Source organism: Lactobacillus sp. HMSC08B12, from assembly GCF_001808415.1.
GTDB lineage: Bacteria > Bacillota > Bacilli > Lactobacillales > Lactobacillaceae > Lactobacillus > Lactobacillus delbrueckii.
The window spans coordinates 1-24,971 of the sequence record NZ_KV793122.1 but is presented as its reverse complement, the minus strand read 5'-3'; the positions used below and the strand labels follow the sequence as shown (position 1 = coordinate 24,971).

Genomic DNA, 24,971 nt, shown 5'->3' with positions numbered 1-24,971 from the left:
TGAAGCTGTCCCATTCCCAAGAATGATCAACAGAATGCAGCCATAAGCGCATTAGTTGTTTTTTAACAAGAATAAAAGCTAAAATAAAAGAGTGAGTTAGCTCACTCTTTTATTTTTTGTGAAAGAACGTGAGAAAATGGCAAGTTACAATTTTTACCGGCAGCTGGGGGTGACCAGCATCAGCAATGGCCTGATTGCCTACTATGCCCGCCTGGGCTTGACTGAAGCGGAACTGGCCCTGGTCTTGCAGCTGGAAGCTTTCTTTCAAAGGGGAAATTACTTCCCCAGCAATGAAAAAATCGCGGCCAATACCAACTTCAGCGTCAGTGACGTCACCCTCTTGATCCAGAGCCTGCTGGACAAGGGCTGCCTGTCTCTTAGGCAGGCCAAGGACGCCAGCGGGAAGATCAGCAGCTGCTACAGTCTGGATGAGCTCTATGACAAGCTGGACCAGTATTTAGACCAGCATGTCCAGCTCAAGGACATGAACGGGGAAGTGCTAGAAGAAGCTAAAGACAGCTTGAATAACGATCCAATGAGTGACCTGGCCCGGGAGTTTGAGATTGAATTTGGCCGCTACCTGACCCCGATTGAGCGGGAGGAAATCCAAGACTGGCTGAATTTGGACCACTACGCCCCGGAGATTATCAAGTTGGCCCTGCGGGAAGCAGTCTTGTCCCGGGCGATGAGCTTCAAGTATGTTGACCGGATCCTGCTGAACTGGCAAAGAATGAATTTGAAGACCGCCAGCGAGGTCCAGCAGTATCTGGAGAGAAACCGTTAGTAAATTTTTGGGAGGATTTTAATGGAAAAAGACGAAAAGCTCTTGAGTGATGAAGAAGCAAGAAATGTTTTGAAGCGGATTGACGCCATGTTTCCGGAAGCAAAAGGGGAGCTGAACTGGGACAACCGCTTCCAGCTTTTGTGCGCGGTCCTGCTCAGCGCGCAGACGACAGACAAGATGGTCAACAAGGTGACCCCCCAGCTCTTCGCGGATTTTCCGACCCCGGAAGCCATGGTGGCGGCCAGCCAGGAGGAGATCGAGGCAGATATTTCCCACCTGGGCCTCTATCATTCTAAAGCCAAGCACCTCAAGGAAATGGCCCAGACCCTGGTCGCTGAATATGGCGGCCAGGTGCCGGGCAAGAAGGAAGACCTGGTCAAATTAGCCGGGGTTGGCAACAAGACGGCCAATGTCGTTTTGGCTGAAGGCTGGGGGGTTCCGGCAATCGCGGTCGACACCCACGTGTCCCGGATCGCCAAGAAGTTCAAGATCGTGCCGGAGAAGGCAACGCCTTTGCAGGTAGAAAAGCGGCTGGAGGAGCTGCTGCCAAAGGATGAGTGGATCCATACCCACCATGCCATGATCTTCTTTGGCCGCTACAAGATGCCTGCCCGGGCCAAGAACCCGGATCCCTACAGTTATTTAGATTAAGCTGAGAAAAGCAAAAATTTTGCAGGAGATAGCCATGATAAAATTGATTGCCTTCGATATGGATGAAAGCTTCATGCCGCGGAAGGGATTTTATGAACGTGAGCGCTGGGCACGCGATTTTGACCTGCTGCGCGCAAAAGGCATCCGCGTCTTGCCTATTTCGGGAGACCAGTACCAGCAAGTAGCGGACTTCTTCCCGATGAAGGATGAAATGACGATTGGCGGCTTGAATGGTTCGGTGATTTTTGAAAAGGGCCAGCTGATTAAAGCAGACGAGATTGACCGGTCCATGGTTCAAAAAATAATGCAAATAATTGCGGAAAACGGCCTGGCACAACGGACCATGCTCTGCGGGATCAACTATTGTTATTTCTTGGAACAGGCTGATCCGGCTTTTCGCGAAAGAATGAATTTTTATTTCTCGCATAATCAGAATGTATCTAGCTTCCTGCCTTTGCCTGATGACAAATTCACAGAAATCGTGATAGTGCCAGGCACTGGCCGCATGGACGAAACTGAGGAGAAGCTTAAGGCAGTCTGCGCGGAAAAACTGCAGATTTTTAACTCGGGAGTAGCCAGCATCGACATTCTGCAGCCCGAAGTGTCAAAAGGTAATTCGCTTAAATGGCTGGCAAGCCGCTATGATCTTTCGCCTGAGGAAATCATGGCTTTTGGTGATGGCCTTAACGACATTGAAATGCTGAAATTCGCGGGCCATTCCTACGCGATGAAAAATGCCCGCGAAGAGGTCAAGGAAGCAGCCAAGTTCGTAACAAAACTGCCGGCTGCGGAGAATGGCGTCCTGGACACGATTGAAAAAGAAGTTTTGGGAATGTAAAAAGACCGCCGGAGAAGGCGGCCTTTTTTATATACTAGGCTAAAACATGTTTAATGAAAGCATCCAGTTCCTTTAAAACAGCTGGGGAGGTGAATTCTCCGCCGCCGTGGTCAGCACCCTTGATCAAGATGTAGGAGGCTTCTTTGCCGCACTCCTTTAATTTCAGATAAAGGTCAGTGCTGCCGATTGTGTTGACCGTCCGGTCTTTCGTGCCGTGAATGATCAATACTGGCGGAATGTCGGTATCCTTGCTGATATTGCACTCAACTGACAGTTTCCGGCGCAGGTCAGAATTCTCTCTTAAGTCAACATGGCCCATTTCGATCCCTTCCGGACTGTCAGCCTGCAAGTGGTTGATAGTTGTTGGGTTGCTGTCTTCACGCATGACGGAGACGGAGCCGTAAAAGTCGACCACGCCACTTACTTTGGCGTTAACATCTGGGTAGAGATTGTCTTCACCTTCCGGGAAAAAGCTGGCGTAAACGGCAGTATGACCGCCAGAAGAATTGCCCGCTAAAATAACCCGCTTTGGGTCGCCCTGGTATTCGGGCCCGTGCAGCTTCATGAAGCGTACGGCGTTTTGGGCATCAAGAATCGGCTTCGGGAAGGAAGCCACGTCGCTGCCCCGGTATTCAACAACCGCAACAACATAGCCAAGAGCGGCGATTTTTGCCATCTGGGGCAGGTCGCGGTAAACATTTTGCTTCATCCATGCTGAGCCTTGGACGTAAACAAAGATCGGGTAAGTCAAGTCATCCGGATGGTTCCGTGTAGATGGCTCCAAGACCTGCAAGGTCAGTTTCTGTCCGCCATAATCTGCGTATTCAACGTTTGGGTGGTAGAGGACTCTGACTTCATCACCGGTACTGTCGATACATTTTACGTCTGGCAAGTCGGTTTGGTATTCCGGAAAATCCGGATAAGACCATTTCTTAATTTCCATAATTTTTTCTCCTTTTCACATGCTAATTCCATTGTATGGTAGAAAAAAAGATTATTCCAGCAAAAAAAGTTAGCGCTTTCAATAGAAAATTGCAATATACCAAAAAACACCGGCAGAAATTAAACTGCCGGTGTTTTCGCGTTAATCAATTCAGTAAAAATTACAGGTTAACGATGCTTCTTGGCCGGCCGCCCTTGGCGATGGTCAATTGGTCAGTCAAGCAGATCTGCACCATGTTGCGGATGGAAGTTTCCGTGTAGAAGGCTGAGTGCGGAGTAATGACAACGTTTGGCATCTTGGCCAGGGTCTTGTAGTCTTCTGGGATTTCGCTGTCCGTCAGGCCAGTGTGGCCAAAGTAGCTGGATTCCCCAGCCAAAGTGTCCAGGCCGGCACCGGCGATTTCGCCATCCTGCAAGGCCTTGATCAAGGCTCCAGTGTCGACTAATTCGCCCCGGGCACAGTTGATCAAGTAGGCAGACTTCTTCATTTTCTTCAGCTGCTTTTCCCCGATCATGTTTTCCGTTGATGGGAAGAGGGGAGTGTGGAGGGAGACGATGTCAGCTTCTTTCAAGACCGTGTCAAAGTCGGTGTAGGTCAAAAATGGTTCAAATTCCGGGTTGTAAGCCACGTCATAGGCGATGACCTTGGCCCCCATGGCTGAGAAGATTTCTGCCACGGCGCTGCCGATGTGACCGACCCCGATCAAGCCGACAGTCAAGTTGTAGATTTCATTGCTGATCAAGTTACTTGGCCAGGTAAAGTCATGGTCATGGTCCATCCGGTAGCGGAATTCCCCGATCTTGCGCAGGAGGTACATGGCCTGGGTAACCGTCATTTCAGCGATCGCCCGCGGGGAGTAGACCGGAACGTTGGTGACCAGCAAGTTGTACTTCTTGGTCCAGTCGAAGTTGATGGTGTTGAAGCCAACGATTCTGAGGCCGATGCACTTGACCCCGTATTCGCTCAATTTTTGGTAAACAACTTCTTCGTCAACCGGGCCAAGTGGCTTAAGGGAAACGCTGCTGCACCCTTCAGCTAAATCTACAGTCGCGCTGGTCAAGGCCTGGTCGGTCGTCTTAATTTCGACATCGTTTTTCTTAGCCCAGTCTTCAATGTAAGGCACTTCGATCGGGCTGACATTATACATGGCAATTTTAGTCATAAAAAACTCCTTTGTTGCATAATCTTTTGTTTTCTTGCCTCTTATATTTTACCGCAAATGCTGGTCAAACCAGGCAGTAATTTCTTTTAAGCGGCGGATCCGGTGTTTTGGCTGCCCGCTTCTGGAGAGCTCGTGGTTTTCGCCTTTAAAGAGGCACATTCTGCTTTCCACCCCGTAGTAGAGCAGGGCCCGAAACATCTGCATTCCTTCCGGCAAAGGACATCTGTAGTCTTCCAAAGAGTGGATGAACAAGGTCGGCGTGGTCACGTTTTTGGCATATTTCAAAGGAGACTGCTGCCAGGCATAGTCCAGCTTCTCATCCAAGTTATTTGCGTCAATGGAGTAAAGGTCATCCCAAGGACCCACGTCTGACATAAAGGCATCGCTCAGCCAGTTGGACATGGACCGCTGGCTGGCGGCAGCCTTGAAGCGGTCAGTATGGCCGATCACCCAGTTGGTCATGTAGCCGCCATATGAACCGCCAGTGATGCCCAGACGGCCGGCGTCAATTTGCGGGATTTTTGCCAAAACAGCGTCCGTGAACTTCAGCAAGTCCTCGTAGTCTTCCCGGCCCCAGTGCCCCCGCATGTTGGCGTAGTCGTTGCCCTGGCCGTCAGAGCCGTAGATGTTGGCAAAGAAGACAAAGTAGCCCTGGCTTGCCCAGACCTGCATCTCGTGGAAAAAGGGGGTCCCGTAAACTGTCTTTGGCCCGCCGTGGACATCGAGGATGGCCGGATATTTTTGCTTTTCAGCAAAGTCTTTCGGGTAAAGAACCCAGCCATGCTGGGTATTGCCGGCATAGTCTTGATAGTCAACTTGAACGGCGGAAGCAACATAGCGGCCCTTTAAGGCATCTTCGTTATAGCTAGAGTGCTTGGTCAGCTGGCCGTCCTTGTAGCTGTAAAGTTGCTGGGTCTCGTTGGCATTTGGACCAGTAAACCAGCAAGTGCCGTCACTGGTAAAGTCAAAGAATTCGATGGAAGGAAATTCAAAGACAGGAGTAACTTTTTCGCCGTCAAAGCATTCCAATACCGTGTGGTCGACCTTAGTCGTGGTGAAGTAGAGGCAGTCCTCAAAGACCCGGCTGGTCCGCACGTCCAACAGGCAAAGGTCGGTGTCTACGCAGTTGCCCCAGCAGTCTTCCCAAGCCGCGGCCAAAGAAAGGGTTTTGAATTCCGGGTCATACTTGTAAAACTGAGGATTTTCTTCCGAGCCATAGCGCTTTTCATCAGTGGCCACCAGGTAGAGCTGGCCCTTTAAGACGCAGATGTCAAAAATTGACCACTCTTCTTTTGGCAAAAGCTGAGAATATTCCAGGCTGTTTAAGTCCAGCTTGTAGAGGGCGGACTTGCGTGCCTTGGATTGAGTGTAAGAATCCCCGGTGAAGTAGAGGTCAGTGCCATCGACATAGTGGAAGTCAAAGTTGAAGTATGGGTCATCTTTTAAGAGTTCGGTCAACTCCTTTTTGTCGGGGTCAAAAAGAAAGAGGCGGTCGCGGAACTTGGAAATAATGCCGTCGCCATTGAAGTAGGCCGGGAACTCATCTAAGACCACATAGTCTTTTTCATCCGGATCCTGCTTTTTCTCAGCTTCGCGCAAGTCAACCCGCCGGCTGAGGAGCAGGCGGCCGTCTGCTAAGACATTTTCAAGCGCGAAATCTTCTCCTTCTAAAGCAGCGATTTCCCTTGCTTCACCGCCCTTTAAAGAAAGCTGGTAGATAAAGGTCTTGTCCTTTTCCTTGGTCCGGTTGCCGGCAAAGCAAACCGTGTTTTCATCGAGAAAGACGAAGTCTCTTTCCTGGCCAAAGGAGCTAAGGGGACTGACTTGCCCGTCTTGCAAGGTCTCTAATGTGTAGAGGTATTTGTCTTTTTTGCTGGCATCTGGCAGGCCCTTGACCCAGACAAGGTTCTGACCCTTGGCCTTGAGCTTGCCCAGGTTGGCATAGTGCAAAAAGTCCTCAATTTTAATTGCGTCCATGATTTCCTCTTTTCTATTTCTGTAAGTCTTGTTGACAGATATTCTTGTTTTTTATCCTGTTGCTATATATTTTAGCAGATAAAAAAGCCAGGGCCTTGAAGAAATCAGTTGCTCTGGCTTTTTCGATAAATTATTAATTCAGCAGCTTAGTTATCCTGCTTGTCATCATTATTTTTGTCTCGCTTATTTTCTTCAGTCTTCGGCGCCTCGCTGCTCTGGCTGGAAGAAGCTGCCGAGCTTGATGAAGCCGCGCTTGAACTTGAAGAGCTGGATGAAGATGAGGACTTCTCGCTTGAACTGGAACTCGAGCTGCTCTTCGAGGAGCTGGAACTTGAGCTTGATTTGACGCTGGAAGTCACGGCTGAACTGGAAGCAGTAGAAGTATCGCTGCTTGAGGAGACATAGTCAGCGTCAGTCGGCGCATGCCCCTTGACAAAGAGTTCCCAAGTGTAGGGCTGGCCAGGGGAGGCTACTTTGTCTTCAGTATTCTTGACAATCCGCTTCTTGACGACCGTTGCTGGCATTTCCCAGTCTGTGCTGTCTTCGTCAGCCATCAAGTAGGACATCATGTACTTGTAGATCAGCTGGGCTGAGTACTGGCCGACTCCAGAGATCGTCCCGTCCTTCAAATTGTCATAGCCTGTCCAGATTCCGATTGAATACTGCTTGGTGTAGCCAACGAACCAGGAATCCTTTGGCGTTGAGCTGTAGCTTGGGTATTTAACCAGGTCGGAGTCAGAGTACTTAACCGTACCGGTCTTACCGGCCTCGTAGATCCCGCTGACCTTGGCCGTGGTCCCGGTCCCGCTGGTGAAGACGCCCTTGAGCATGTCGGTGATCATGTAGGCAGTTGCCTTCTTAATGACCCGCTTGCCAGCAGAGTTATACTTGCGGACCTGCCCGTCAGCCGTTTCGATCTTGGAGACGAATTGCGGCTTTCTGTAAACGCCCATCGTCGCGAATGCCCCATAAGCAGCCGCCATCTGCAAGCTGGAGGCGTCAGCCCCGATAGCTGTTGAAAGACCAGCATTGGCACTGACGTTAACACCTAATTTTCTGGCAAAAAGTGAGGCCCGGGAAATCCCGACTTCATTCAAGGTTCTGACGGCCGGCACGTTTCTGGACTGAACCAGGGCATAGCGCATGCTCATTGACCCCTGGTAAGTGTTGTCCCAGTCATAAAGCTGGATATTAGTGCCCGGGTAGGTGTACTTGGTATCCTGCAGGATGTGGCTGGTTCCCCAGTTGAGGTATTGAATTGCCGGAGCGTAGTCTAAGACCGGCTTGATCGTTGACCCGGTTGACCGGCCTGTCTGGACTGCCCGGTCAAGACCCAGCTGGACTGACGGCAACTTCCGGCCCCCGAGGATGGCGATAACATGTCCGTTCTTCGGGTTGATGACCGTGGCCCCAATCTGCATCTTCTTGCTGGTAAAAGCAACGCTGCCGCTGTTAGCCAGGGAGTAAAGTTTGTTTTGGGCAGCCTGGTTGATGTTGATGGTGATCTTCAGGTTGTCATTGTATGGGTCGTAGCCGTTAGCCTGCACTTCAGCAATTGCTTCCTTGATGTAGGCGTCGTCGACCTTGCGCAGCTTGGATTCAGTGCTGGTCGTGTGCTTCTTAAGGCCCTTCTGTACGTCTTCAGCCTTGGCTACCAGGTACTGCTTCTTAGTAATCTTCTTGTTGTCATACATGGCCTTAAGAACCAGATCCCGCCGGTACTTAGCCTTCTTTGGGTAAAGGTAAGGGTTGTAGGCCACCGGGGCGTTAGGCATCCCGGCCAAAAGGGCCAGCTGGGCCAGGTCCAGCTGCTTGAGGGACTTGCCATAGTAGTAGTTGGCTGCAGTCCCCATCCCGTAGGTCCCATAGTTCATGTAAACCTTGTTGATGTAAAATTCCAGGATCTGGTCCTTGCTGTATTCTCTTTCCACCTTCATGGCCAGCCAGGCTTCCTGGGCCTTTCTGGACAGGGTCCGCTGGGAGCTGGCGGTTGAGAAGCAGGTCAATTTGACCAGCTGCTGGGTGATGGTTGACCCGCCGGCCACGGTGCTGGAGCTCTTGACGTTGGTCAAGAAAGACGACACGATCCGGAGGGGGTCGATCCCCAGGCTTTCAGAGTAGAAGCGCTTGTCTTCGATAGAGACGACCGCGTCTTTCAAAGTCTGGGGGATGGCCGAGTCTTTAGCATAGACCCGGGTCTGTGAACCCAGTGACATTAAAAATTTGCCGTCGGTAGTGTAAAAACTTGATGTGCCGCCGCTTTGCAGCTTGGAGGTGCTGATGCTCGGGGCGTCTTTGGCGTAGTAGGCGAAGACGCCGACGCCGGAGATGATCAGCAAGAAAAAGAGCAGAAAAAGCCATTTAATTACCCGCAGAACGGGCCGGGCCTTCTTGGCGCCGTCATTGGCGTGCAGGCGGGCCATCCGCGTGTTCTTTTGCTCTGGACTATTTGTTGCCATGTTCTTGTTTCCTATCCGCAATGATCCGGTCGACCGCCTCTAAATAGGGCAGGGCTGGCCAGAATCCGCTTTTAATTTCAAAGGAGTTAGCTTCGATTTCAGCAAGAGTCATGGAACTCTTGCCGGCAGCCTTCCAGTTTTGCCAAGCTTGAATCAAAAAAGATGCCGGGGTGACAAAGTAGCGCTCCAGGGTCATGAAGCCGATAAGGGCAAAGCAAATCCCCTCCTGATCCAAACACTGCTCAAGGTGCAGGATCTGGTGCTCATGAAAGTTCTTTAAAGGAAAAGAAGTTTTGTTGCGCGTCTCCTTGGCTTCAAAATCAAGGTAGTAGCCTTGATAGACGCCGTTGTAGTCAGTCGTTGAGGCCTGACGAAAGTAGGCCTCGCGGATGACAGCCCGCGATCTTTTTGGGTAGTCGACCTTGACGATCTGAATCGGGGTCGGCTTCTTGTGAACGACCGCGATGCCCGCGTCAAGGTAGTACTGGTTTGATTCATTGATCTGCTGCTCCAGGGTCATCCCGCGGTCAGAAAAGCTGGCCTTTTTAAGCAGGGCCTTTTCTCCTTGCCGCTGAGCTGCCCTGAGGGGCATGACAGATCCAGTTGGGTATTTGACCATAAAGTTCACTCCTGGAAGTCATTATAACAATAAAAACTTGAGAAACCTAATCAGATTATTTGCAAACTGACTCTGAAGCTAGATCATTCCTGCTTTTGCGGTTAATGTTACAATGTTTTTAAGAAACTGGCAAAGCAAAAAGATTAAGGGAGGAATTTGCATGCAGCGAATTTGGATCAGCGGCTACCGGGGCTATGAACTGGGAACTTTTGGCGACAAGGATCCAAAAATCACGGTGATCAAGTATGCCATCAAGCAGCGCCTGACCAACCTGCTGGAAGAAGGGCAATTGGACTGGGTCATCACTGGCGCTAACCTGGGCGTTGAGCAGTGGAGCGCGGAAGTGGCCCTGGAACTAAGGCAGGACTATAACCTGCGCCTGGCAGTGATGCTGCCTTATCTTGACTTTGGCAGCCGCTGGAGCGAAAACAACCAGCTTAAGCTGCAGAATTTGAAAAATCAAGCTGACTTCTGGTCCGCAACTTCAAAAGGACCCTACCAGGGCGGCCGGCAATTCCGGGAATACCAGCAGTTTATGTTCCAGCACACCGACCGGGCCCTTCTGGTCTATGACCCGGAATACCCGGGCAAGAGCAAGTATGACTACGAGATGATCGAAAAATACCTGGAAAAGCGGGATGACTACCAGCTGGACCTGGTCGATTATTATGACCTGGAACAGGCCGCCAGGGATTATGAAGAAAATCAAAGGGAATGGTAAATTTTAACTCTTTCTTTCTTTTTTATAAGGGCGCTTTTTGATAAAATGACTTTAGTATAAAGGAGTCAAGAGTTAATGGCAGATTTAAACGATATTAAGTTGTCCGCGCAGGACATTTTGAAGAAGCAGTTCAGAAGCAAGGTCAAGGGCTATGATCCGGATGAAGTTGATTCTTACCTGGACCAAATCATTTCCGACTATGAAACCTTCCAGGACATCATTGAAGACCTTTACGGCCGGATTGGGGAACTGCAGGGGCAGGTAATCGACGCTGAGAAGCAGGTTAAGCAGGAAGAACAGGCCGTCAAGGAAATTCCGGCAGCCGGCCCGGCACCAGCAACTACTGAAAGCAAGGGAGAAGACGTTAAGACCTACGTGCCAAGCTCACAAAGGCAGCGGGCCAACTTCAGCCTGGATAACAGCAGCACTAGCGGCGAAATCTCAACTAACATGGCAATAATTCAAAGACTTTCAACCTTGGAGCGGAAGGTCTACAATCTGGAACAAAGAGTTTACGGAATTCAGGACTTACAAAAGTAAAGAAAGTTTGCTATAATAGCAATGTTGCAAGTTTTGAGCAGTCGCGGCCGGCCTTGAGCCGGCTGAGGAAAGTCCACGCACGCACGGGCTGCGATGCCCGTAGTGATCGTATTCAGCCCAATAAGCTGGAGGAGGCCCCAGGCCTCACGGCAGAGAAAGCGCTAAAGCCTAGCCATGCGTGAATATCTTGAAAGTGCCACAGTGACGGAGCAAGCCGGGAAACCGGCTTGGTGGAACGAGGTAAACCCTGCGAGCGTGTAACCCGAAATTTGGTAGGGGCGTCTCAACTTAGGCAAATGAACCAAAAGTTGGACTACATCATGTAGAGATAGATGGCTGCTGAAACCAGCCGCGGCCGGCGGTTGGTGGAACAGAACGTGGCTTATAGAAACTTGCAAGGCAGAGAGTTGGACTTCGTTTGAAGCCCAACTTTTTCTTTTTTTAGGAATAAGCCTGCAAATATAAAATCAGAATAGCAATTAGAATAAGGATCAGAAGGAAAAGAACGGAGATAGCGATGGAAGAATACCGATTGTACACGACCATGGGGGCGGGTTTTGAAAGCGTCGTGGCCAAGGAACTGCAGTCCTTGGGCTATGAAACGACGACGGAAAACGGCAGGGTCTTTTTTAAAGGCGGCCAGAAAGACATCGTCAGATGCAATTTGTGGCTCAGAACAGCTGACCGGGTCAAGATCCTGTTAAAGGAATTTACGGCTAAAGATTTCTCAACCTTGTATGATGAAACTTACGCTTATGACTGGGCCATGCTTTTGCCAGTCGACGCGACCTTCCCAGTCAAGGGGCGCAGTGTCCGCTCAAAGCTGCACTCTGAACCGGATGTGCAGTCCATTGTGAAAAAAGCCATCGTTGACAAGATGGCGGCCCAATACCACCGGCGGGGCAAGCTGCCGGAAAGCGGCAGCCTCTACCAGCTGGACGTGCACATTTACAAGGACACTGTCCGCCTGTCGCTGGACACGACCGGGGAAAGTCTTTTCAAGCGGGGCTACCGGATTGAGCACGGGGGAGCGCCTTTAAAGGAAAACTTCGCGGCATCTTTGATCAAGCTGACGACATATGACGGGACCCATCCATTTATTGACCCGATGTGCGGGTCAGGGACCCTGCCAATTGAAGCAGCCTTGATTGCCCGCAATATTGCCCCGGGCACTTGGCGGAAGTTTGCCTTTGACGACTTTGACTGGTTTGACCCGCGCCTGCACGAAGAGCTGCTGAAAGAAGCCAAGAGCCAGGTTAAGCCAGCTGAAGCGCCAATTTGGGCCAGCGATATCGACCAGTCGATTCTGGAAGTAGCCAAGCTGAATGCCCACAACGCCGGGGTCTTGCAGGACATCCGCTTTAAGCAGGTCGCGGTCAAGGACTTTACCACCGATCTGGAAAACGGGGTCATCGTTTCCAACCCGCCATACGGCAAGCGTTTGAAAGACAAGCAAGGGGCAGAAGAGCTTTACCGGCAGATGGGGGAAGTCTTGCGGCCGCTGACTTCTTTCAGCCAGTACTACTTGACGGCGGACCCGGATTTTGAAAAGTGCTTCGGGCAAAAGGCCAGCAAGAAGCGCAAGCTCTACAATGGTAACCTCCGGGTTGACTACTACCAGTTCTGGGTCAAGCGCAAGTAAAGAAGAGATATGCTGATGAAGACGATTACGGATAGTGAACGGCCAGACTTCTGGCTGATCTCAGATCCCCACTTAATTGCCGATGACCTGCATGACTTTGGCGCCAGGTTTAAAAAGATGCGGCAAACCAGCGCTGGCAAGGACATTGCCTACCAGGACCTGGCTCTCAGGGCTTTTGTCAGAAAAGTTGTCAGGGCCAAGCCGGCAGCCTTGATCATTACCGGGGACTTGACCTTTAATGGAGCCAGGCGGTCAGCTGAAAGGCTGGGGGAGATTTTTGCCCCCTTAAAAGAAGCGGGGATTGCCTTGCTGGTTATTCCGGGCAACCATGACATTTATGACGGCTGGGCCAGAAGTTTTAGTGGCAGTGAGGAAAGACGGGTTGCGCAAATTTCACCGGCTGACTGGAAGGAAATTTTTTCCGCCAGCTATGACTTAGCCGCAAGCCAGGAGCCAGGCTCTTTATCATATTCAGTCAACTTGAACCCGCACTGGCGGCTGCTTTTGCTGGACTCCAACCTGTACAGCAGTAAGTTTTCCTGCACCCATCCTATGACCAGCGGGGCCATCGATGATGGGGAAAGGCGGTGGCTGAGCCAGGAATTGGTTGAGGCCAAAAGACTGGGACAAGACGTCCTCTTTTTCATGCACCATAACCTCTACAGTCATAATTCAGTGGTTCATGACGGCTTTAAGCTGAATAATGCCGGTGAAATTGTCCAGCTGCTCAGTCAGTACCCGGTCCGCTGCGCTTTTTCCGGCCATATCCATGCCCAGCACATCATGTCCGGCTGGGTTCCGGTTCCCGAGGTTGTTTCATCCTGCTTCGCGGAAAGCGACCAGGGCTATGGGATAGTTGAGCTGACTGCTAATTCCCTCAGCTACCGGCGCCACGCTTTTGACATTGACAATTTTTTAACGGCTGAAGAGAAAAAGCTGCCGCCTTTTGCGGATTTTCATGCTTATCTGAAGGAAGTTTTTGACCGGAGCAATAACCTGCTTCTGCGCCAGCACCTGCTCAAGGGAGCAGCAAAGGACCTGCCGGAAGCCGCGGAAATGCTCAAAAAGATGCACTGGGACTTTTTCACCGGGCAAAGCTATAAGAGTGAAGCCGAGATCGCGGCAATTTATGAATCAAGCGCTTACCGAACTTTGTTGGCAGCCATGCCCAGCATGAAAAGTTATATCAGCTCCCTTTACGAGAGCACCCAGTCAAGTCAAAAGTTAGATTTGACCTGGTGAAAAGCCGATTATTTTTTAAGTTTCTTTGCTTAAAGTCCTAACTATAACTTGATTACCGAATATTAAAAACAATAGTTAAAAACATTTTTCGTATTTTTCGGTATTTTCCTGCTTTTTTGCTATAATCTAGATATCTAGTGACAAGGAGTTTTTCATGAAAAAACATTTGATCTTTTTAGGAGACCTTGGCGTCATTTATTACAGCTGGCTCTTGCTGGTGCTTTTCCTGACTGTGATCTTCTGTCTGGAGGGCAACCAGTTCATCAACCTGCCGACTGTGATAACGGGCATCATCTTCCTGCTTCTGCTTGTTTTTACATGGAAAAAGTCCTACATTTCTTTTGACGGTCAGACGCGCTTGCGTTTGCCTTACCGGAAGGAGTTCGTCCTAGAGGAAAAACCAGAATTGGTGACTAGTTGGCGTGGCTTTGAGGTCTACCGGGTGCGGGTTTCCAGGCATCAAAGCACTGATTATCTTGTTTTTAAGAGAAAGCGTGACAAAAATGGTTAAATCAGATATCGAAATTGCGCAAGCAGCAGAAGAATTGCCTATTACTGACGTTGCGGCCAAGCTGGGCTTGACCAGCCAAGACCTTGAACCATACGGCTACGACAAGGCCAAGGTCAACTGGCAGGCAATCAAGCGTAGTGAAGAAAACGGCCACCTGGGCAAGCTGATCTTGGTGACTTCAATTTCACCAACTCCAGCCGGTGAAGGCAAGTCCACGATGACGATCGGGATCGGGGATGCCATCAACAACCAATTAGGCAAGAAGACGGTGATTGCCTTAAGAGAACCATCCATGGGACCAGTCTTCGGGATGAAGGGCGGGGCTGCCGGCGGCGGCTATGCCCAAGTCATTCCAATGGAAGACATCAACCTCCACTTTACCGGGGACATGCATGCCTTGACCTCAGCCATCGACAACCTGTCAGCCCTGGTTGACAACTACATCTACCAAGGCAACGAACTGGGCCTGGACCCGGAAAAGATCGTCATTAAGCGCGGCCTGGACGTTAACGACCGGATCTTGCGAAAGGTAACGATTGGCCAAGGATCCAAGTTCAACGGGGTTGAACGCCCGGCCAGCTTCCAGTTGACTGTGGGTCACGAACTCATGGCTATTCTCTGCCTGTCCAAGGACATTGCTGACTTAAAGGAAAGAATCGGCAAGGTTCTGGTCGGCTACACTTACGAGGATGAACCAGTCTTTGTCAAGGACCTGGGCTTCCAAGGCGCCATCGCTGCCCTTTTGTCAACGGCCCTGAAGCCAAACCTGGTTCAAACTTTGGAACACACTCCAGCCTTCGTACACGGCGGACCTTTCGCCAACATTGCCCACGGCAACAACTCAATCCTGTCAACCAACCTGGCTCTGCACCTCGGCGACTACGTTTTAAGTGAAGCCGGCTTTGGTTCAGACCTTGGCGGGCAAAAGTTCCTGGACTTCGTTTCCACCAAGCTGGAAAAGAAGCCAGATGCCGCCGTTGTTGTTGCGACTGTCCGGGCCTTGAAGTACCAGGCTGAAAAGTCAACTGACCATTTGAAGGAAGAAAACCTGGACTCATTAAAGGAAGGTTTTGCTAACCTGGACCGGCACATGAACAATGTCCGTTCATACAATATTCCAGTTTTGGTGGTTATCAACAAGTTCCCAACTGACACTGAAGCAGAGCTTGACCTGCTCAAGTCATTGATTGAAGAACAAGGCTTCCCATGCGAAATCGTGACTGCCCATGATGAAGGCTCCAAGGGGGCTAAGGCAGCAGCTGAAAAGATCGTTGAACTGGCCGACAAGAGCGACTACGAAATCAAGCGCAGCTACGACCTGGATGACGACCTGGAAACCAAGATTGAAAAGGTAGCCAAGCGGATCTACCACGCGTCTGACGTGGAATACACGGACAAGGCCAAGGACCAGCTTGTAAAATTGAAGAAGATGGGCAAGGACAAGCTGCCAGTCATCATTGCCAAGACCCAGTACAGCTTTACTGACAATGTCAAGGAATTGGGAGCTCCTACCGGCTTTACTTTGCATGTCAAGGGCTTGAGCCTCCGCAACGGGGCCGGCTTCGTGGTAGTTTCAACTGGCCACATTCTGGACATGCCAGGCCTGCCAAAGCACCCGGCCGCCTTGGATATTGATGTGGACGAAACCGGCAAGATCAGCGGTTTGTTCTAGAAAAGAGGATTATGCAGATAGTTGGATTAGTGATCGCTGCCTTGATCGCGGCAGCTGATCAAGCTTTGAAGTATTATATTGTCACAAATTACCGTTTGGGCGAAGTCCACGACGTGATGCCGGGGCTGTTCTCCTTTACCTATATTCAGAATAACGGGGCGGCCTGGAATATCTTGTCCGGCAAAATGTGGTTCTTTTACGTAGTCAGCTCTGTTGCCATTGCCGTAGTGCTTTACTACTACTTCAATAAGAAGTACAGCCACTGGATGTTCAAGTCGGGCCTGGTTCTGGTTTTGGGCGGGATCATCGGCAACTTGATTGACCGCCTGCATTTGAAGTATGTCATCGACATGATTCAGCTGGACTTTGTGCAGTTCAATATCTTCAACCTGGCTGATGCTGCCATTACCGTTGGCGTGATTCTGATCTTCAGCTATCTGTTATTCATTGAAAGGGAGGACTAGGATGAACCGTGAGTATGAACTGACCGCGGAAGAAAGCGGCCAGCGGCTGGACAAGTATCTGGCAGGGGAAATGACTGACCTGTCCAGAAGCCGGATCAAGGAATTGGTCCAAGCCGGGGAAGTCCTAGTCAATGGCAAAAAGAGCAAAGTTTCATATAAAGTGCAGAAAGGTGACCTGATCCAGGTCACCGTTTTGCCGCTAGAGCCATTAAAGCTGGAAGCGGAAAATATTCCACTGGATATTGTCTATGAAGACGAAGACATCATCGTGGTCAACAAGCCGCAGGGGATGGTGGTCCACCCGGCCGTCGGCCACCCCAGCCACACTTTGGTTAACGCCTTGCTCTACCATACCAGGGATCTGGCCGACAGTCCGGAAGGCTTCAGACCCGGGATCGTTCACCGGATCGACAAGGACACCTCGGGCCTCTTGATGGTGGCGAAAAACGCGGCTGCCCGGGAATCACTGGAAAAGCAGCTGGCCGCCAAATCCAACAAGCGCCAGTACCTGGCCATCGTCCATGGCAATTTTGCGGAAGAAGAAGGGACAATTGACGCCCCGATCGGCCGCAATCCCAAGGACCGCAAGCAGATGGCGGTGGTGGAAAAGGGCAAGAGCGCGGTAACCCACTTTAAGGTCCTGGAGCAATACCAGGGCTACAGCTTGGTTGAGTGCCAGCTGGAAACCGGCCGGACCCACCAGATCCGAGTCCATATGGCTTATATCGGCCACCCTTTAGCAGGCGACCCCTTGTATGGACCGAGAAAGACCCTGCCCGGCCATGGCCAGTTCCTGCATGCCAAGACCCTGGGCTTTGAGCAGCCATCAACAGGTGAGTGGCTGGAGTTCTCCGTCCAGCCGCCGGAAATTTTCCAGCAGACGGTTGCAGACTTGCGAAAGAAGCGGGTGAAATAGGATGAAACGCCACCTTATTCTTGAAGATGGCAGCTCTTATGCCGGTGACGGCATCGGGGCCATGATCACCGCCACGGGCGAATTGGCCATCCAGACCAGCAATTACGGCTATCAAGAGGTTTTAACTGATCCGTCAAACGCGGGCAAGATTATCGTCTTTACTACTCCGATGATCGGCAGCAACGGGATCAACGCGGTTGACTACGAAAGCATCCAGCCCAGTGTCCGCGGCGTTATTGCCAACGACATTGCCTTGAACATTACCGACAATGACACCTTCCAGTCTTTGGGCGACTTTTTGCAGGAAAAAAAGGTGCCGGCAATTTTTAACGTTGATACCCGGGCCCTGGTCAGAAAACTGCAGAATCTGGGTCCTTTAAAGGCCTCGATCATGGATACCAATGATGAACACGCCTTTGACCAGATCAGAGCCCTGGTTTTACCGAAAAACAAGAGCTCCTTGGTTTCCACCAAGAACGCCTATGCTGCTCCTAATGTCGGCAAGACGATTGCCATTATCGACCTGGGCCTCAAGCACTCCATGCTGCGGGAACTATCATTAAGACAGGTCAATGCCAATGTTCTGCCATATAACGCGACTGTCCGCGATATCAAGACCCTGCGGCCAGACGGGATTATTATCTCTAACGGCCCCAGCCAGGCCAAAGAGGTTTTGCCATACTTGCGGCAGATTTTGGATGAATATCTGGGCAAGCTGCCGATCCTGGGGGTCGGCCTGGGCTTTTTGGCGATTTCAGCCTACCTGGACCTCAGCCTGGTTGACCTACCCCAGTACCAGAACGGGACCAATTTCCCGGTGATCGGGCAGAGCAGCGGACAGATCTGGCAGACGGCCATGAATATTGGCCAGCTGGTTTTGCCGGATGACACGGCCATGACCTTTAATGAAGAGTATTTCGACCTGCACAATGAGCTTTTAGCCGGCTTCAGCAATGATAAGCTGCAGCTGCTGGCGGTGGCCTTCAACCCGGAAGGAGCCCCGGGGACGGAAGATGCCCAGGTGATTTTTGACGACTTTTTGAAACTGGTGAAATAATGCCACGCGAAAATGATTTAAACAAAATCTTGATTATTGGTGCCGGCTCAGCCCTGGTGGGCAATGTGGCCAATACGGACCTCTTGACCAAGAGCGCCATCGAGGCCCTCTTAGAAGAGAATATTCAGGTGGTCCTGGTCAACCCCAATCCAGCCAGCGTCTCAACCGACCCCTTACCGGGCTTGACCGTGTACCTGGAACCGATGACCTTGGACTTCTTGAAGCGGATCCTCCGGATGGAAGAACCTGATGCGATCATGACGGCTTTTGGTTCCTTGATGGCCCTGGACGTGACCAAGAAGCTGCAGGCTGACGGAATCCTCCACCAGATGGGGATCAAGCTGTTAACGATCAATGAGAGGGCCATTTCCATGTCCAACCCGCAAAAGCGGACCCGTTTCTTGGAAGCCAATCATCTGCCAGTCGGGCAGACCTGGTTTTTAGACAGCCTGGGTTTAAAATACGACGAGCACCTGCAAGAGCAGTTGGAAAACAAGCTCTCTTTCCCGATTCTTTTGATCAAAAAGTACTACTTTGAGCGCGATGACCACATCTCCTTTAAGAGCAGCCGGGATTTAGCACAGTACCTGCGCCAGGAGAGCCAGGACCGGGACTTCCGCCCGGCCAGCTACCGGATGACGGAAGACTTGTCTAATTGTGAAGAGGTCATCTTGGACCTGCTCCGTGATGAAGACGGCAACCTCTGTTTTGTCGGAGCGACTGGGTCTTTGGAACCGGTCGGGATTGACTCAGGCGACTCAGTCTTGATTAAGCCGCTTTTGACCATGAACAATGACCAAATTCAAGTCCTGCGGGCAGAAGCTGGCAAGATAGCGGACAAATTGCAGCTGGTCGGCTTTTTAAGCGTCCACTTCGCCATCAGCCACCGGGGTACGGAAATGGTCTACAAGCTCTTGGCCGTTAAGCCACGCTTGACCAGAACCGCCGTCTTGGACCAAAAGACCAGCCTGTATTCAATCGGCTATGTTTTAGCCAAGCTGGCGATCGGGCTGCGGCTGAATGAAGTCACTGACCCGGCCACTGGCCTGTGTGCGGCCATTGAACCGGTCTCTGACACCGTCAGCATCAAGATCCCTTACTGGTCCTTTGCCAAGACCGGCTACAACCACTACCAGCTGGGCAAGCACACCCAGTCAACTGGGGAAGCGGTCGGGATCGGGCGGAATTTTGAAAGTGCCTTTTTCAAGGCCTTGATTTCTAGCAATGATCTGGAAGTCTTGTGGTCAGCTTTTATCAAGGAAAGGGGCAAGAGCGATGAGGTGATCCTGGAAGACCTTCGCCACCCTAACGAAATGCACATGGTCCAGCTGCTGGCTGCCCTTAGCCAGGGTATCGACTACCAGTCCATAAGCAGCGTCTTGAATATTCATCCGGTCTATTACCAGAAGCTGCGCTACCTGGTCAAGATTGGCAGGGACATTGCCCATGCGGGTGAATTAGACCATGACCTCCTTTTAAAGGCCAAGATCCGGGGCTTCTCCAGCGACCTTTTGGCCAAATTGACTAAGATGGACGTCCATGACATATTTCCTTTGCTGAATGAAAAAGACGTCCGGCCATCATTCTCGGCGATTGATGACAGCGCCGGGGTCTACCAGCCCAAAGTCAAGGTCTACTACCAGAGCTACGGGGTGGAAAGCGAACTGGAATTTTCCAAGGATCCGGAGAAGAAAAAGGTTCTTTTGCTGGGGATGCCGCCCTTCCAGGTGTCAGTAACCAGTGAATTTGACTACATGCTCTACCATGCCCTGGCGGCCTTGAAGAAAGAGGGATATGAGACGGTCCTTTTGTCCAACAACGCGGAATCTGCCTCGATGGACTACCACTTGGCTGACCGGGTCTATTTTGAATCGATCAACCTGGACAGCATCATCACCATCTGCGAAGAAGAAGGGATCACGGACGTGGTCACCCAGTTCTCCGGCAAGCAGGTTTCCGCCTTGCGCCTGCCTTTGGTGAGCCACGGTTTGAAGATTTTTGGCCAGCACGAGATCGACCGCCTTTTGCCGATCAGCCACTTAGACACGGCCAAGATTTCTGAGGTCAAACGGGTGCCATATTTGGCAACGACCGACTACCAGGCAGTTTTAGCCTTTGTGGCCCGTGTGGGCTATCCGGTCTTGGTCGGGGGCTATCACCAAAAGAGCAAGCAAAAGTCAGCTGTGGTCTATGACCAGCCGGCCCTGGAGAAATACTTTCGGGAAAACCAGGTTGATGATTATACGATTTCCCAGTTTATCTCGGGGATGAAGTATGAGATTACGGCGATCACGGATGGGGAAGACGTGACTATCCCGGGGATCGTGGAGCACTTGGAGCAGTCCGGGTCCCACGCCTCAGACTCCATCGCGGTTTTTGGCCCCCAGTATTTAAGCAAGGAGCAAGCGGAAAAGCTGCGGGTAGAAACAATCAAGCTGATCCGCAGCTTCAAGATCAGAGGGATCTTCAACCTGCACTTTTTGCTCAAGGGCAGGGAAATCTACCTGCTTCAGATCAAGACTTATGCCGGTCATAATCTGGCCTTCTTGTCCAAGTCTATGAGCAAGGACCTGGTTGAATACGCGGTTAAGGTCTTAGCGGGCAGAAAGATTGCTGATTTAGGCTACCCGAACGAGGTCTGGCCGGTTGACGAGTTCATCCACGTGAAGATGCCAGTCTTCTCCTACCTCAATTACAGTTCAGACAATACTTTTGACTCCAGGATGAAGTCCTCTGATGCCGTGATGGGCAGAGACAGCCGCCTGGCCAAGGCCCTTTACAAGGGCTATGAAGCCAGCGACCTGCATATACCAAGTTATGGGACGATTTTCTTCTCAGTCAGCGATGAGGAAAAGCAGGAAGTAGCCAACCTGGCCAAGCGCTTTGCCCGCCTGGGCTTCAAGATCACGGCCACGGAAGGGACCGCCAATATTCTGGCTGAGGCGGGGATTACGACCGGGGTTATCGCCAAGATCCAGGAGGGGTCTAGAAACCTTTTGGAAAGAATCCAGACCCACCGGATCGTGATGGTGGTTAATGTCGTCAACCTGTCGGACTCGGCAGTGGAAGACTCGATCAAGATCAAGGACCAGGCCCTGAATACCCATATTCCGGTTTTCTCCAGCCTGGAAACAGTCCAGTTGATCCTCGATGTTCTGGAATCGCTGGCCTTGACTACCCAGCCAATTTAAAAGATGCTATTCTAAAACAGAACTTTTTAATCCAAATTAAATTTATTTCTTATCCTGATCAGGATATAAGCTTCGCAAGCAGGAGGGCAAGCAATGAGAGCAATTTTGACAACTGTCGGCCAAGACAAGACCGGAATTATTGCCGGCGTAAGCAGCTTTTTAGCTGAAAAAGACATTAACATTCTGGACCTGTCCCAGACGATCATGAACGGCTACTTCACGATGATGATGGTCGTTGATGTCAGCGATGAGGCAGATTTCTCCGCCTTGGGCACGGAATTGAAGGAACTGAGCAAGAAACTGGGCGTGGAAATCAACATCCGGAATGAAAAGATGTACGCGGCCATGCATGAACTGGGCGGAGGTCTGGAATAATGGACTTGCGGCGGATTATGGAAACGGTCAATATGATCGACAACGAGAACCTGGACTTGCGGACGACGACCATGGGGATCTCACTTTTAGACTGTATTGATTCAGACAGTGACCGGGCCTGCCAGAAGATCTACGACAAGATCACGACTAAGGCGGAAAACCTGGTCAAGGTAGCTAGAGAACTGGAAACTGAATACGGGATTCCGATTGCCAACAAGCGGATTACTGTAACCCCGATTTCTTTGATCGCGGCAGCTTCAGGGGACAGCGACTACGTTAAGTACGCGGTTACCTTGGACAAGGCAGCCAAAGCAGTCGGCGTGGACCTGATCGGTGGCTTCTCAGCTTTGGTGCACAAGGGCTACCAAAACGGCGACCGGGTCTTGATCAAGTCAATTCCCCAAGCTTTAAAGGAAACTGAAAGAGTCTGCTCCAGCGTCAATGTCGGCTCAACCAGAAGCGGGATCAACATGGATGCCGTCAAGGAAATGGGCCAGATCGTCATTGAGAACGAAAAGATCAACCCGCTGAACAACGGCAACCTGGTCATCTTCTGCAATGCGGTTGAAGACAACCCGTTTATGGCCGGGGGCTTCCATGGGGTCGGCGAAAGCGATGTGGCTTTGAATGTCGGCGTATCCGGCCCTGGCGTGGTTAAGACGGCCCTGGAAAAGGTTAAGGGCGAATCTATGGACGTGGTTGCTGAGACCATCAAACAGACGGCCTTCAAGGTTACCAGAATGGGCCAATTGGTGGGCCAGGAAGCTTCTAAGCGCCTGGGCGTCGACTTTGGGATCGTGGACTTGTCTTTGGCGCCAACTCCTGCCCAAGGCGACTCGGTAGCCAATATTTTGGAAGAAATCGGCCTGGAAAGCGTGGGGACCCACGGGACCACGGCCGCTTTGGCCATGTTAAACGATGCTGTCAAGAAGGGCGGCATCATGGCCTGCAGCCATGTCGGCGGTCTGTCTGGTGCCTTCATTCCTGAATCAGAAGATGCCGGGATGATCGCGGCAGCTGAAAAGGGGATTTTGACGGTCGACAAATTGGAAGCCATGACCGCTGTTTGCTCAGTTGGTCTGGACATGATTGCCGTACCAGGCGACACGCCAGCTGAAACCATCAGTGCCATGATTGCTGACGAAGCGGCGATCGGGATGATCAACAACAAGACCACGGCTGTCCGGGTTATTCCAGTACCGGGCAAGGACGTGGGCGACTCAATTGAATTTGGCGGCCTCTTCGGCTATGCCCCGATTATGCCTGTTCACAAGGAATCAAGCGCGGCGATGATCAACCGCGGCGGCCGGATTCCAGCCCCAGTGCACAGCTTTAAGAACTAATTTTTTAGAATATATAGAAAAAGAACCGTACTACCATTTTGGGATAATACGGTTCTTTTTTGCATCTTAGTCAATCCGCTTAGCTAAAATCTCGTCAGCTTCCGGGGTAACTTCAATGGACTTCTGCCCGGTGTAGACGACGAAGCCAGGCTTGGCCCCGTTAGGTTTCTTGATCCGCTTGACCTGGATATAGTCAACCGGCACGTGGGCGGAATTTTTGGCCTTGGAGAAGTAGGCAGCGATCTCCGCGCTTTCCTGGATGTCGCTGTCACTTGGCTGGCTGTCAGTCAAGATAACGTGGGAGCCGGGGATGTTCTTGACGTGGAACCAGTAGTGGTTCTTGTCGGCCTTTTTCAGGGTCAGCCAGTCGTTTTGCAGGTTGTTCTTGCCGACTAAAACAGTTTTGCCGGAGCTGAGCTTGAACTTGTTTAGGCTCTTTTCGGTCAGCTTCGGCTTCCGGCGCTTTTTTTGATCAGCTCTAAGGTAACCTTGGTTGATCAGCTCTTCCTTGATGGCTTCGACGTCTTCTGGGTCAGCGTTGTCGATTTCCGTTTGAACGGAATCAAGGTAGCGGAGGTTTTCTTCCGTGATCTCAATCTGTTCGGTCACGTGTTTGATGGAATCCCGCATCTTTTTGTAGCGCTTGAAGTATTTCTGGGCATTGCGCTGAGGGGAGAGGGCCGGGTTAAGTTTGATGGTCATGGGCTGGTTGCCTTCATAGTAGTTAGGCAGGTCGATTTTTTCCATGCCGGGCTTAACCTGGCTTAAGTAGGCGGTTAAAAGTTCCCCGGAGACTCTGAGATTTTCGGAGTTTTCAGCACTGTCCAGCTGCTTTTCCAGCTTCTTCAGCTTCTTTTGGAGCTTTTTGGTCTCATTAGTGACGACCCGGGTCACCTGCTGGGACCGCTGCTTGACCCAGTCCCGGTTGGCCTGGTAGGCGTAAAACTCGTCTAAGGCTTCATTTAAGTTAGTGGAGGAGCTTTCCTTGGTCATCTCCAAATGATATGGCAGGTAAGGGGAGATCCGCCGCTTGTGCTTTGGCGTCACGAGAACGTAGGCCTTAGGGGAGGAGAACTGGTTGTAGAAGGTCTTCAGAGAAGAGAAGGAGTAGTCGTCTTCCAAGTAGCCGGTCAGTTCTTGCCGGTCATCGCCATCTAGACCGTCCATTTGCTTGGCCAGGTCAGCTGGGGTTGGGTATTCTTTTTTCAAAGAAGAAAATTCTGATTCCGTTAAAGTAAAGCCGTTGATGCCGGGAGTCAGCGGGGGCAATTCGTACTTGGCTTTAGGCAAGAGGAGGCGGGCCCGGTTTTCGTCAGGGTTGATCCGCTTTAGCAAGTCGATGATCTTGCCGCTTTGCTTGTCATAGAGGATGACGTTGCTGTGCCGGCCCATCAGTTCAACGGAGAGGATCAGCTGTATTTCGTCACCGAGTTCGTTACGGTTGCTGAAGGAGAAGTTGACGATCCGGCTAAGGCCAACCTGGCTGATTTCCTGGAGGACTGACCCTTCCAGGTATTTACGCAGGACCATGACGAAGAGAGGAGCCACGTTAGGGTTGGAGAAGGACTCCTTGCTCAGGTAGAGGCGGGGATATTCAGGATTAGCAGAAATTAAAAGCTGCTTGTTTTTGCGGTCCTTCCTGAAGACCAGGACCAGGTCGTTGTTAAAAGGCTGGTAGATCTTGTGTAAGCGGCCAGCAGTAATCTCATCTTGTAATTCATTAAGCAGGCTATGAATAAATAAGCCGTCAAAAGCCATTGAGCACACCTCATTCGCAAATTGAAAATTGTTCAGTAACCTATTTTATCATAAAGTGGTGGCTTTATCGGATATCTTGATTAAAAAGCGTGCGCAAACTCGTGTC

The 24,971-nt window shown here is 51.0% G+C and carries 21 protein-coding genes and 1 other RNA gene; 16 read left to right on the top strand and 6 right to left on the bottom strand.

Annotated elements, in window-relative coordinates:
- Positions 1–136: 136 nt before the first annotated feature.
- The 3 genes from HMPREF3168_RS02390 to HMPREF3168_RS02380 are packed head-to-tail and all read left to right on the top strand — an operon-like array spanning position 137 to position 2,273.
- Positions 137–784 carry a DnaD domain-containing protein gene (locus tag HMPREF3168_RS02390; RefSeq protein ID WP_070488324.1) on the top strand — a complete coding sequence of 216 codons (648 nt, stop codon included), beginning with the start codon at positions 137–139 and terminating at the stop codon, positions 782–784.
- Positions 785–805: 21 nt separating this feature from the next.
- Positions 806–1,435, top strand: a complete 630-nt coding sequence (gene nth, locus HMPREF3168_RS02385) for an endonuclease III (RefSeq protein ID WP_003613464.1) — start codon at positions 806–808, stop codon at positions 1,433–1,435.
- A gap of 34 nt (positions 1,436–1,469) precedes the next feature.
- Positions 1,470–2,273, top strand: a complete 804-nt coding sequence (locus HMPREF3168_RS02380) for a Cof-type HAD-IIB family hydrolase (protein ID WP_070488322.1) — start codon at positions 1,470–1,472, stop codon at positions 2,271–2,273.
- A gap of 34 nt (positions 2,274–2,307) precedes the next feature.
- On the opposite strand, the gene HMPREF3168_RS02375 is transcribed toward HMPREF3168_RS02380, so the two are convergent.
- From HMPREF3168_RS02375 to recU, 5 genes are all read right to left on the bottom strand, one after another.
- Positions 2,308–3,216, bottom strand: a complete 909-nt coding sequence (locus HMPREF3168_RS02375; protein WP_070488320.1) for an alpha/beta hydrolase — start codon at positions 3,214–3,216, stop codon at positions 2,308–2,310.
- A 160-nt stretch (positions 3,217–3,376) separates the two neighbouring features.
- Positions 3,377–4,378 carry a D-2-hydroxyacid dehydrogenase gene (locus tag HMPREF3168_RS02370; protein WP_003613508.1) on the bottom strand — a complete coding sequence of 334 codons (1,002 nt, stop codon included), beginning with the start codon at positions 4,376–4,378 and terminating at the stop codon, positions 3,377–3,379.
- A gap of 48 nt (positions 4,379–4,426) precedes the next feature.
- Positions 4,427–6,355, bottom strand: a complete 1,929-nt coding sequence (locus HMPREF3168_RS02365; protein ID WP_070488318.1) for an alpha/beta hydrolase family protein — start codon at positions 6,353–6,355, stop codon at positions 4,427–4,429.
- A gap of 146 nt (positions 6,356–6,501) precedes the next feature.
- Positions 6,502–8,814 carry a transglycosylase domain-containing protein gene (locus tag HMPREF3168_RS02360; RefSeq protein ID WP_070488317.1) on the bottom strand — a complete coding sequence of 771 codons (2,313 nt, stop codon included), beginning with the start codon at positions 8,812–8,814 and terminating at the stop codon, positions 6,502–6,504.
- On the bottom strand, positions 8,801–9,433 hold the full coding sequence (recU, locus tag HMPREF3168_RS02355) for a Holliday junction resolvase RecU (protein WP_003615052.1): 633 nt from the start codon (positions 9,431–9,433) through the stop codon (positions 8,801–8,803). The genes HMPREF3168_RS02360 and recU overlap by 14 nt, the downstream gene beginning before the upstream one ends.
- Before the next feature lie 160 nt (positions 9,434–9,593).
- Here recU and HMPREF3168_RS02350 point away from each other — a divergent pair, with 160 nt between their 5' ends.
- From HMPREF3168_RS02350 to HMPREF3168_RS02290, 13 genes are all read left to right on the top strand, one after another.
- The gene (locus tag HMPREF3168_RS02350) at positions 9,594–10,154 is read left to right on the top strand and encodes an SLOG family protein (RefSeq protein WP_013439504.1); all 561 of its coding nucleotides are present in this window, start codon (positions 9,594–9,596) and stop codon (positions 10,152–10,154) included.
- Positions 10,155–10,229: 75 nt separating this feature from the next.
- The gene (locus HMPREF3168_RS02345) at positions 10,230–10,694 is read left to right on the top strand and encodes a cell division regulator GpsB (RefSeq protein WP_003615059.1); all 465 of its coding nucleotides are present in this window, start codon (positions 10,230–10,232) and stop codon (positions 10,692–10,694) included.
- A 29-nt stretch (positions 10,695–10,723) separates the two neighbouring features.
- Positions 10,724–11,084, top strand: an RNA gene (rnpB, locus tag HMPREF3168_RS02340) — RNase P RNA component class B.
- Positions 11,085–11,211: 127 nt separating this feature from the next.
- Positions 11,212–12,336: a THUMP domain-containing class I SAM-dependent RNA methyltransferase gene (locus HMPREF3168_RS02335; RefSeq protein ID WP_070488313.1), complete on the top strand. Its 1,125-nt coding sequence runs from the start codon at positions 11,212–11,214 to the stop codon at positions 12,334–12,336.
- 15 nt (positions 12,337–12,351) lie between these two features.
- Positions 12,352–13,578 carry a metallophosphoesterase gene (locus HMPREF3168_RS02330; RefSeq protein WP_171031045.1) on the top strand — a complete coding sequence of 409 codons (1,227 nt, stop codon included), beginning with the start codon at positions 12,352–12,354 and terminating at the stop codon, positions 13,576–13,578.
- A gap of 154 nt (positions 13,579–13,732) precedes the next feature.
- Entirely contained in the window at positions 13,733–14,089 is a 357-nt protein-coding gene (locus HMPREF3168_RS02325; protein WP_016396671.1) for a hypothetical protein, read from the top strand.
- Entirely contained in the window at positions 14,082–15,761 is a 1,680-nt protein-coding gene (locus HMPREF3168_RS02320; protein ID WP_016396670.1) for a formate--tetrahydrofolate ligase, read from the top strand. The genes HMPREF3168_RS02325 and HMPREF3168_RS02320 overlap by 8 nt, the downstream gene beginning before the upstream one ends.
- Before the next feature lie 11 nt (positions 15,762–15,772).
- Positions 15,773–16,225, top strand: a complete 453-nt coding sequence (gene lspA, locus HMPREF3168_RS02315) for a signal peptidase II (protein WP_002876847.1) — start codon at positions 15,773–15,775, stop codon at positions 16,223–16,225.
- A gap of 1 nt (position 16,226) precedes the next feature.
- Positions 16,227–17,141, top strand: a complete 915-nt coding sequence (locus HMPREF3168_RS02310; protein ID WP_016396669.1) for an RluA family pseudouridine synthase — start codon at positions 16,227–16,229, stop codon at positions 17,139–17,141.
- Between the two features lies 1 nt (position 17,142).
- Positions 17,143–18,198 carry a carbamoyl phosphate synthase small subunit gene (locus HMPREF3168_RS02305; RefSeq protein ID WP_070488311.1) on the top strand — a complete coding sequence of 352 codons (1,056 nt, stop codon included), beginning with the start codon at positions 17,143–17,145 and terminating at the stop codon, positions 18,196–18,198.
- The gene (locus tag HMPREF3168_RS02300) at positions 18,198–21,389 is read left to right on the top strand and encodes a carbamoyl phosphate synthase large subunit (protein ID WP_070488308.1); all 3,192 of its coding nucleotides are present in this window, start codon (positions 18,198–18,200) and stop codon (positions 21,387–21,389) included. The genes HMPREF3168_RS02305 and HMPREF3168_RS02300 overlap by 1 nt, the downstream gene beginning before the upstream one ends.
- Before the next feature lie 93 nt (positions 21,390–21,482).
- Positions 21,483–21,764 carry an ACT domain-containing protein gene (locus HMPREF3168_RS02295; RefSeq protein ID WP_070488306.1) on the top strand — a complete coding sequence of 94 codons (282 nt, stop codon included), beginning with the start codon at positions 21,483–21,485 and terminating at the stop codon, positions 21,762–21,764.
- Complete coding sequence (locus tag HMPREF3168_RS02290) at positions 21,764–23,107, top strand: PFL family protein (RefSeq protein ID WP_002876840.1); 1,344 nt, start codon at positions 21,764–21,766, stop codon at positions 23,105–23,107. The genes HMPREF3168_RS02295 and HMPREF3168_RS02290 overlap by 1 nt, the downstream gene beginning before the upstream one ends.
- 66 nt (positions 23,108–23,173) lie before the next feature.
- Here the strand turns inward: HMPREF3168_RS02290 and HMPREF3168_RS02285 are convergent, their stop codons facing one another.
- Positions 23,174–24,865 (bottom strand): Rqc2 family fibronectin-binding protein, encoded by a 1,692-nt coding sequence (locus tag HMPREF3168_RS02285; protein WP_070488304.1) that lies wholly within the window; start codon positions 24,863–24,865, stop codon positions 23,174–23,176.
- Positions 24,866–24,971: the final 106 nt, after the last annotated feature.